This is a genomic window from Nonomuraea sp. NPDC049709 (assembly GCF_040674815.1).
Taxonomy (GTDB): Bacteria; Actinomycetota; Actinomycetes; order Streptosporangiales; family Streptosporangiaceae; genus Nonomuraea.
This window is the reverse complement of the sequence record NZ_JBFANM010000051.1, coordinates 80,764-88,534: the sequence shown is the minus strand read 5'-3', so window position 1 is coordinate 88,534 and position 7,771 is coordinate 80,764. Positions and strand designations below refer to the sequence as shown.

Here is a 7,771-nt window from a genome sequence, read left to right as displayed (position 1 = left end):
GCCCCCGCCCGGGGTGGGCCCCCGGCCCCGGGGATGGGTTTGGGCCTAGATGAAGCCCATGCGGTTACGGCGGTGCCGCTCGTGCTCGTGGACGATGGCGGCGGCGTAGCCGTGGGTCAGCCCGTGCTCGTCGGCAAGCCAGTTGGCCCGCTCGTCACACCTCAGGAAAGCCGGGCCGTTGTCGATGGCTTGAAACCACTCTGGGAGTTCGCGTCCCGTTATCGTGGGGACTCTGGCGATCAGCTTTGTCTGCGTCTCCGGTGAGTGGTTCAAGGACATGGGCACCTCCGCGGATTAAGGTCCTTTGCTTGACACTGCAACACCCACGTGAGAATGGCAAGCCCCCAACCTGGCATCATTTTGTGACGGCGGGTAGATTTTCGGTCGCACAGCGAGAGGGCCCCGCCGGAACGGCGAGGCCCTCTCGGGTGACACGAGGCTGAACGGCTAGTCGCTACTGGTGAAATAGCTGACGAACCGGAGCACCTCAAGGTAGATCCACACCAGGCTCAGCGTCAGGCCGAACGCGCACTGCCAGGCGAACTTCTCCGGAGCGCCCTGCTTGACGCCCTGCTCGATCGAGTCGAAGTCGAGCAGCAGGAAGAAGCAGCCGAGCAGGATCATGACGACGCTGAAGATCCAGCCGATCGGGCTGTCGGTGCGCAGGCCGAGACCACCGTCATTGAACAGGCCCACGAGCATGTTGACGAGCAGCAGCCCAATGGCCGCGATGGCGGCCGCGACGGTGAACTTCACCAGCTTGGGCGTGACGCGGACGATGCGCAGGGAGTAGACGGTCAGCACCGCGCCGAACGCGAATGCCGTGCCGAGCACCGCCTGCAGCACGATGCCGCTGACCATGCCCTCGAAGACCGAGCTGATCTTGCCGAGGAACACGCCCTCGAACACCGCGTACGCCAGGATGAGCGCCGGGTTGGTGCTCATCGTGAACGAGGCGATCAGCCCGAGGATCAGCGCGACGACGGCCGCGCCGATGGCGACCATCGGCGGGACGTTCAGGATCCAGGCCGCGGCGGCGGCCACGACGAGTGTCCCGAGGGTCAGGAACCCTCGGACCACGACGTCGTCGAGCGTCATGGTCCGGAACGCCGGCCGGGACGGTGGTGCGTACGACGGCGCGTCGTACATGTTCTGCAACTGGTCGGGGGACGGGTTGGGACCTGCCCAGCCCGTCGCGGCCTGCTGCCGCGACCTGCTGAATACGGGGTTCTTGCTCTCCATCGCTGCCTCCTGTGACGCCGAGCCTAAGGGGCGCGGCGGCACCTTGGTCAACTGTCGCTCTAGATCGATGTTCATTCGGGACGGCTCCGTTCTCAACGAACGTGCCCACCGGAGAGTTCCCCTGATCATCCGGCGCCGGAAACCTCCCCGGAGAGCGGCCGGCCAGGGGTGCCCGGCCCGGCGGAGGGCCGCTCGGCGACTATCCGGTGTTTCCCGGAACGAAAAGACCGGTTGTAAAGCGTAGTCGGCCATTCACGGAAAGAAACGTCCGCAAAGCGCGGGAGAAAGCAGGAAACCGACGCGTTGTCAATATCGAGCGGAGCACGAAAAGTTTTCGGGCGGGCGAACACGGGCCCACATCCGCACCCGGCCCGCCGGAGCTTACTGGGCCACCCCGCGACGCACTCCACCGGCCCCCCACCAGCAGTGATCGCCTGGTGACAGAACAACTCCATAACAACTCGATATCGACCACGAAGGGCGCACCAGGGCCCAGTCCGACGATCGCGGTAAACCTCCAGGTCAGAGACCCAAAGACAATGAAGATGGCAAGTGCCCCCGGCGGGATTCGAACCCGCACGTCAACCCTTTTAAGGGGTTTGCCTCTGCCATTGGGCTACGGGGGCGCCGCAATCATACGAAACGGACCATGCTTCCGAGGAGCACAACTTCGCATCAGGCGTCACAACTGTGAAGTCTGCGGTGAAGTGATAGCGCTCCAGGGACTCTGTCCAAGAAGAGTAGACCGTCCAGATGGTCCAGTTGGTGCTGAATGCAGCGAGCTTCGAAGGCATCAGCTTCGATGGTGACGGTCTCGCCGGTGCCTGGCAAATGCCCATGTACGGTGATACGCGTCGCACGGCACACGTCGGCGGTGAGCCCCCTGATGGATGCGCACCCCTCGCGCCCGTGGTCCCAGTGGGCCGCGCCCGCGAGCCGTGGATTGGCCACCACGAGCTCTCCGGCCCACGAACGGCTCCTGGGGTGGAGACCGGCGTCAAAGGCGATCAGCCGCCAGCTCAGGCCGATCTGGGGGGCGGCCAGGCCGGTCGTGGCGGGCTCGTGGCGCAGGGTGGCCAGGAGGTCGGCCGCCGCGGCCACGACTTCGGGAGCGGTCGGGTCCACCGGCTCCGCCACGGCGGACAGGATGGGGTGCGGGGCGCCGAGCAGCTCCCGCGCGGTCCCCCGGGGGCTCCCGGCCGGCCGGGTCACAACAGGTCCGGTTCGACGGGCCGGAAGGTTATGTCCGAGTCCAGGCTGGCGCCGACGGCCGCCAGCCTGCGCATGAGCGCCGCCACGTCCACCTCCTCGGGTAGCTCGACGTCGGCGATCAGCACGTACAGGCGGCCGGTGAGCCTGGTGCTCATGCCGGTGATGTTGCCGCCGTCCGCGGCGAGCACGGCGCTGATCGCGGAGATGATGCCCGGCCGGTCGGGACCGTGCACGGTCAGCACGTAACCCAGGCCGCCGCCGTCGTCGCAGAAGTGGCGGCGGGCCTCGATGGCCGAAGCGGTGATCACGAGGTCCGGCTCGCCCACGCGCTTCATCAGCTCGGCCGAGTCCAGCTCGCCGGACACGAGCAGCATCATCGCCACGTGACCCCCGAGCAACGTCATGGTCGAGTCCTGGATGTTCGCGCCGCAGTCGGCGAGCGAACCGGTTACTGCGGCGATCACGCCAGGCCGGTCGACGCCGAGCACGGTCACCGCTGAGAGACCCACCCGTGGTACCCCTTCTGCTTGCGACCAGGGGTGCCGAAAACGCCCCGGCGATGATCGCCGGGGCGCTGCCGTACCTGGGCTAGCGGCGAGTCGTCGCCACGGCGGCCCTGAAGCCCTCGCGCGGGTGCTCCATCTCACCCAGAGAGATCGTCTCTCGCTTGAAGAACAGGGCCAGGGTCCAATCGACGACGACACGGACCTTGCGGTTCAGCGTCGGCACCCGCGACAGATGGTAGGTCCGGTGCATGAACCACGCAGGGAATCCGCGAAGCTTGACGCCATAGACATTGGCGACGCCCTGATGCAGGCCGAGACCGGCCACCGATCCAACATACTTGTGGCGGTATTCGACCAGTTCCTGTCCGCGCAGGAGGCGGACGATGTTGTCGGCGAGCACCTTGGCCTGGCGGACCGCGTGCTGGGCGTTCGGAGCGCAGTACTGGCCCGGGTTCGTCACGTCCGGCACCCCTGCGGCGTCCCCCGCGGTGAAGGCGTCGGGCGTGCCCGCCACCGTGAGCATGGCGGTGGCCTTGATCCGGCCGCGCTCGTCGAGCGGGAGGTCGCTGTCGTTCACCACGGGGCTGGGCTTGACCCCGGCGGTCCACACGAGGGTCTCGGCATCGAACTCCGAGCCGTCCGACAGCACCACGTGGCCGCCCTCGCAGGACTCCAGGCGGGTCTCGAGCTTGACGTCGATGCCGCGCTCGCGCAGCTGCTCCAGCGTCCACTTGCCCATCTCGGGGCCGACCTCGGGCAGCACCCGGTTCGTCGCCTCCACGAGCACCCAGCGCAGGTCGGACGGCTCGATGTTGCGGTAGTAGCGGGTGGAGTCCTTCGCCATGTCCTCGAGCTCGGCCAGCGCCTCGACGCCCGCGAAGCCGGCCCCCACCACCACGAACGTCAGCGCCCTGCGCTTGATCTCCGGGTCGTCGGTCGACTCGGCCACGTCGAGCAGGTGCAGCACGCGGTTGCGCAGCGCGATGGCCTCACCGACGGTCTTGAAGCCGATGCCGATGTCGGTGAGCCCCGGAATGGGCAGCGTGCGGGAGATCGAGCCCGCGGCCATCACGATCACGTCGTAGGCCACCTTCCGGCCCTCCCCCTCGGCGGGCCGGAAGGTGACGGTACGCTCGGAGTGATTGATCTTGGTCACCGTTCCGTTGAGTATGCGGACCTTCGGGAGGATCCGCCGCAGCGGGGCCACCATGTGGCGCGGCGACAGGTTGCCCGCCGCGGCCTCAGGCAGGAACGGCTGGTAGGTCATGTAGGACTGGGGGTCGATGACGGTGATGCGGGCTTCACCGCTGCGCAGCTCCCGGTGAAGCTTGCGCTGCAGCCGGAGCGCTGTGTACAGGCCGACGTAGCCTCCGCCGACGATCAAAATGTGCTTGTTCATCCTGAGGCCCCATCCCTCGTGGAGAGTGCTTGTGAAAGCATTCACAAGCCTACGTCACCTGCTTCCGGTGAAGCCAATCGGGGGATGGTGGGACGCGTCACACAGCCAGTGACCTGGCCCTCGAGAAGACGTCGTCCAGCATCTGGGCGGTGACGCGGCCGGTGAAGGTGTTCTGCTGGCTCGGGTGGTAGCAGCCGAGGAGCGTGACGGGGGCGTCGCCGTACCGGACCTTGACCTCGGCCCCGTGGCCGAACGGCGGCCGGCTGCGCGGCAGCGCGTAGCCGGCGTCCTTGAGCGCGGGCCACATCGCCTGCCAGGCGTAGCCGCCCAGCGCCACGATCACGCGTACGTCCGGCGCGACCAGCGCCACCTCCCGGGCCATCCACGGGAAGCACGTGGCCTTCTCCGACGGCGTCGGCTTGTTCGCGGGCGGGGCGCAGCGCACGGAGGCCAGCACGCGCGTCCCCAGGAGCCGCTGGCCGTCCCCCGCGTGCGTGCTGGTCTCCTGCGCGGCCAGGCCGCTGCGGTGCAGCGAGGCGAACAGCCAGTCGCCGCTGCGGTCGCCGGTGAAGATGCGCCCGGTCCTGTTGCCCCCGTGGGCGGCCGGCGCCAGCCCGACCAGCAGGATCCGCGGCTGCTCGGCGCCCCACCCGGGGACGGGGCGGCCCCAGTACGTCTCCTCCGCGAACGCGCGCCGCTTCACCTCGGCGACCTCCTCGCGCCATTCCACCAGGCGGGGACACGCGCGGCAGACGGACTGCCTGGCCGTGAGCTCCGCGAGGGTGCCGCTGGCGGCGGCGAGGCGGCGCACGTCGGCGGGATCGAGCGCGACCGGCGTGTCAGCGGTCGCGGGGTCGTCGGGCCAGCCGGTGCCAGGAGGTACGAAACTCATGACACCGATGGTGCCCGATCAGTCCTTCTCCGGCGTCTTCGCGGGCGTGGGGACGGGTGCGGGCGTCGCCGTGGCCGCCGGGACCGGGGCCGCCTGCGGGGTGGGACACGCCGACGGCGTGGGCGACGGACCCGTCTCCGCCGCCAGTGCCGCCCGCCGCTCGACCAGCGGCAGCGGATAGCGGTTGAGCACCGGCTCGCCGCATGACCGGTCCACCTCGTAGCCGTAGTCCTCGGGATCGGTCGTCAGCGGGTTGCCGTCCTGGTCGTAGAGGTAGACGTCGGTCAGCGGGGTGCCGTCCTTGGCGTAGGGCTGGATGTTGTAGACGCCGTCGGACGACGCCTGCCGCATCCACACGTCGGGCTGGGCCATGTAGACCTCCCGCGGCTGCGGCGACTCCGCCTGCGCCAGGCCCGCGAGCAGCGCCAAGGAGGCCACCACATTGGCCGCCACCGCCGCCAGCACCACCGGCCGCCTCCTGCGCCGCCGGCCGAACCAGACCGAGACCCAGACCCCGGCCGCCACGACGGCCCAGTCGGCGGGGTTCTCCGGGGCGACCTGCCCCTCGCCCGTCATGGACAGCAGCAGCATGGCCAGCACGTAGCCGCGCAGCACCCACCACCCCGGCCGCAATTCCGGCAGGAAGCCCACGAAGCTCCTGTAGGGCCCTTGCCCCATCAGCCCGTTATGCACCCTCCGGGCCCACGCGTGCGGGTCCAGGCGCTTCCTGGGGCCCCGCTCGGGGCGCTCCCCGTACGCGGCCGCCAACTCCTCGGCGTAGGCCTCCGGCGGCCCGAGCCGGTCCTCCAGCGGCAGGCCGGAGTCCGCGGCGATCTCGGCCAGGTGGTCGTCGAGGTCCTCCAGCAGTTCCTCCCGCTCGGGATGGCCGGCCAGAGCCTCCCGTACGGCCTGGGCGTACTGTTCGGGGGTCATGCTTGTCCCTCCTTGAGCAGGGCTGCCATGGTGGCCGAGAAGGAGGCCCAGGTCTTGGCCGAGGCGGCGTACATCTCCCTGCCGACGTCGTTGAGCCCGTAGTACTTGCGGTGCGGCCCCTCGTCGGAGGCCACCACGTAAGAGGTCAGCGCGCCGGCCTTGAACAGGCGGCGCAGCGTGCCGTAGACGGAGGCGTCGCCCACGTCCTGCAGACCGGCCTCCCTGAGCCTGCGCACGACGTCGTAGCCGTAGCCGTCACGTTCGTCGAGCACGGCCAGCACGGCCAGGTCGAGCACGCCCTTGAGGAGCTGGCTGCTGTCCACGCGATGCACACTACTGTGCAAAGCAGAATAGTGGCAACCGAAAAACCGGGTGGCGCCAGAAGGTGCCACCCGGTTCAGCCGATCAACGTCGTTCCGCTCAGGCGGCGGACGGCGCGGGGGCCGAGGCCGAAGGCGTGGCCTCCGGCGCAGAGGCCGGAGCAGGCGCCTTGCAGGCCTCGTAGGACCTGGTGACGGTGTCACCGTTGTTCGGTCCGGTGATCGAGAACGTCACCCTCCCGCCCTTGGCCGCGTCACCGGCCAGCGCGGAGGTGAACCCCGCGATGGAGTGCACGCCGCCGTCACGGTCGAAGTAGGTGTAGCCGCTGCTCACCACGGTGCCGTTCAGCGACCAGCTGTAGGTCACCCGACCGGCGCCGGTCGAGGTGATCTGACCGCTAGCGGCGACCGAGCAGTCGCTCTTGGTCTCGACCGAGATGGAGCCGGCAACCTTGGTGGGCTGAGGCTTGGGGGCCTCGTACCCGTCCTTGCACCAGACCTTGTAGTAGGCCCGGTTGGAGGACGTGCCGTCAGGGCCGAGAATCTCGAGCTGCGCCCAGCCGCGCTGGCTGTGACGCGGGGAGATGCCGAAGCCGACCTTCCGCGCGTCGCGGACCTTGATCTTGCCGTAGTCGACGACGTCACCGTTGAGGACCCAGCGGTAACGCACCCACGTCGGGCGGGTGGTCTCGATCAGGCCGACAAAGTCGATCTTGTCGCCGGGGGTGCAGGGGCCGGCGTACGAGCTCGGGCTGGCCCAGGCGCGAGCGCTGACCGAGACGTCGAGGTGCGTACGCACGTTCTCCTGCGGCTTCTGGCAGTCGACGGCGAAGTAGCCCTTCTTGGAAGTGACCTTCTTCGGACCGAGGACCTGAACGGCCTCCCAGCCCTTGACATCTTCCTTGAAGGTGATGGACTGCTTGACCGTCACCGTCTTGGTGCCCTTGCCGCTGAGCTTGATCACGTTGACCTTGCTCTTGGACCCGTCACCGTGGAGCCAGCGGTAGGCCAGCTCCGTCTTGCCCTTGACAGGCACCTTGATCTTGGCCGAGAAGTTCACCTTGGCCGGGCAGGAACCTTCGTAGTCACCGGGAGAGGCCTTCGGCGCGGAGACCGAGACCTTGGGCCCCGACGCGGCCTTGCCCGCGGCCGTGGCCGAGGTGGCAGCCTGCGCGGGGCCGGCGACCAGGCCCGCGGCCATGGTGGCCAGCACCGCGGCCGACGCGCCGAACGCAGCGGCCCTGCGTGCTAACCCAACAGACATCAT

The 7,771-nt window shown here is 68.9% G+C and carries 9 protein-coding genes and 1 tRNA gene; all 10 read right to left on the bottom strand.

The features are described 5' to 3' along the window. Window positions 1-45: 45 nt before the first annotated feature. Window positions 46-279, bottom strand: a complete 234-nt coding sequence (locus AB0J69_RS40285) for a DUF4287 domain-containing protein (protein WP_043628756.1) — start codon at window positions 277-279, stop codon at window positions 46-48. A 168-nt stretch (window positions 280-447) separates the two neighbouring features. After that, window positions 448-1,242: a Bax inhibitor-1/YccA family protein gene (locus AB0J69_RS40280; protein WP_364129024.1), complete on the bottom strand. Its 795-nt coding sequence runs from the start codon at window positions 1,240-1,242 to the stop codon at window positions 448-450. A 553-nt stretch (window positions 1,243-1,795) separates the two neighbouring features. Next, window positions 1,796-1,868: transfer RNA gene (locus AB0J69_RS40275), tRNA-Leu, on the bottom strand. A gap of 49 nt (window positions 1,869-1,917) precedes the next feature. Then, window positions 1,918-2,454, bottom strand: coding sequence for a peptide deformylase (locus AB0J69_RS40270; RefSeq protein WP_364129021.1), 537 nt, complete (start codon window positions 2,452-2,454; stop codon window positions 1,918-1,920). Next, window positions 2,451-2,963, bottom strand: coding sequence for an ACT domain-containing protein (locus AB0J69_RS40265; RefSeq protein WP_364129018.1), 513 nt, complete (start codon window positions 2,961-2,963; stop codon window positions 2,451-2,453). Before AB0J69_RS40265 ends, AB0J69_RS40270 begins: the two co-directional genes overlap by 4 nt. Window positions 2,964-3,042: 79 nt before the next feature. Continuing rightward, window positions 3,043-4,359, bottom strand: coding sequence for an NAD(P)/FAD-dependent oxidoreductase (locus tag AB0J69_RS40260; protein ID WP_364129015.1), 1,317 nt, complete (start codon window positions 4,357-4,359; stop codon window positions 3,043-3,045). Window positions 4,360-4,456: 97 nt separating this feature from the next. Continuing rightward, complete coding sequence (locus tag AB0J69_RS40255) at window positions 4,457-5,251, bottom strand: uracil-DNA glycosylase (protein ID WP_364129012.1); 795 nt, start codon at window positions 5,249-5,251, stop codon at window positions 4,457-4,459. A gap of 18 nt (window positions 5,252-5,269) precedes the next feature. Next, window positions 5,270-6,184: a hypothetical protein gene (locus AB0J69_RS40250; protein ID WP_364129009.1), complete on the bottom strand. Its 915-nt coding sequence runs from the start codon at window positions 6,182-6,184 to the stop codon at window positions 5,270-5,272. After that, window positions 6,181-6,507 carry a PadR family transcriptional regulator gene (locus AB0J69_RS40245; protein ID WP_364129007.1) on the bottom strand — a complete coding sequence of 109 codons (327 nt, stop codon included), beginning with the start codon at window positions 6,505-6,507 and terminating at the stop codon, window positions 6,181-6,183. The genes AB0J69_RS40250 and AB0J69_RS40245 overlap by 4 nt, the downstream gene beginning before the upstream one ends. A gap of 97 nt (window positions 6,508-6,604) precedes the next feature. Beyond that, window positions 6,605-7,771 carry a hypothetical protein gene (locus tag AB0J69_RS40240; RefSeq protein WP_364129004.1) on the bottom strand — a complete coding sequence of 389 codons (1,167 nt, stop codon included), beginning with the start codon at window positions 7,769-7,771 and terminating at the stop codon, window positions 6,605-6,607.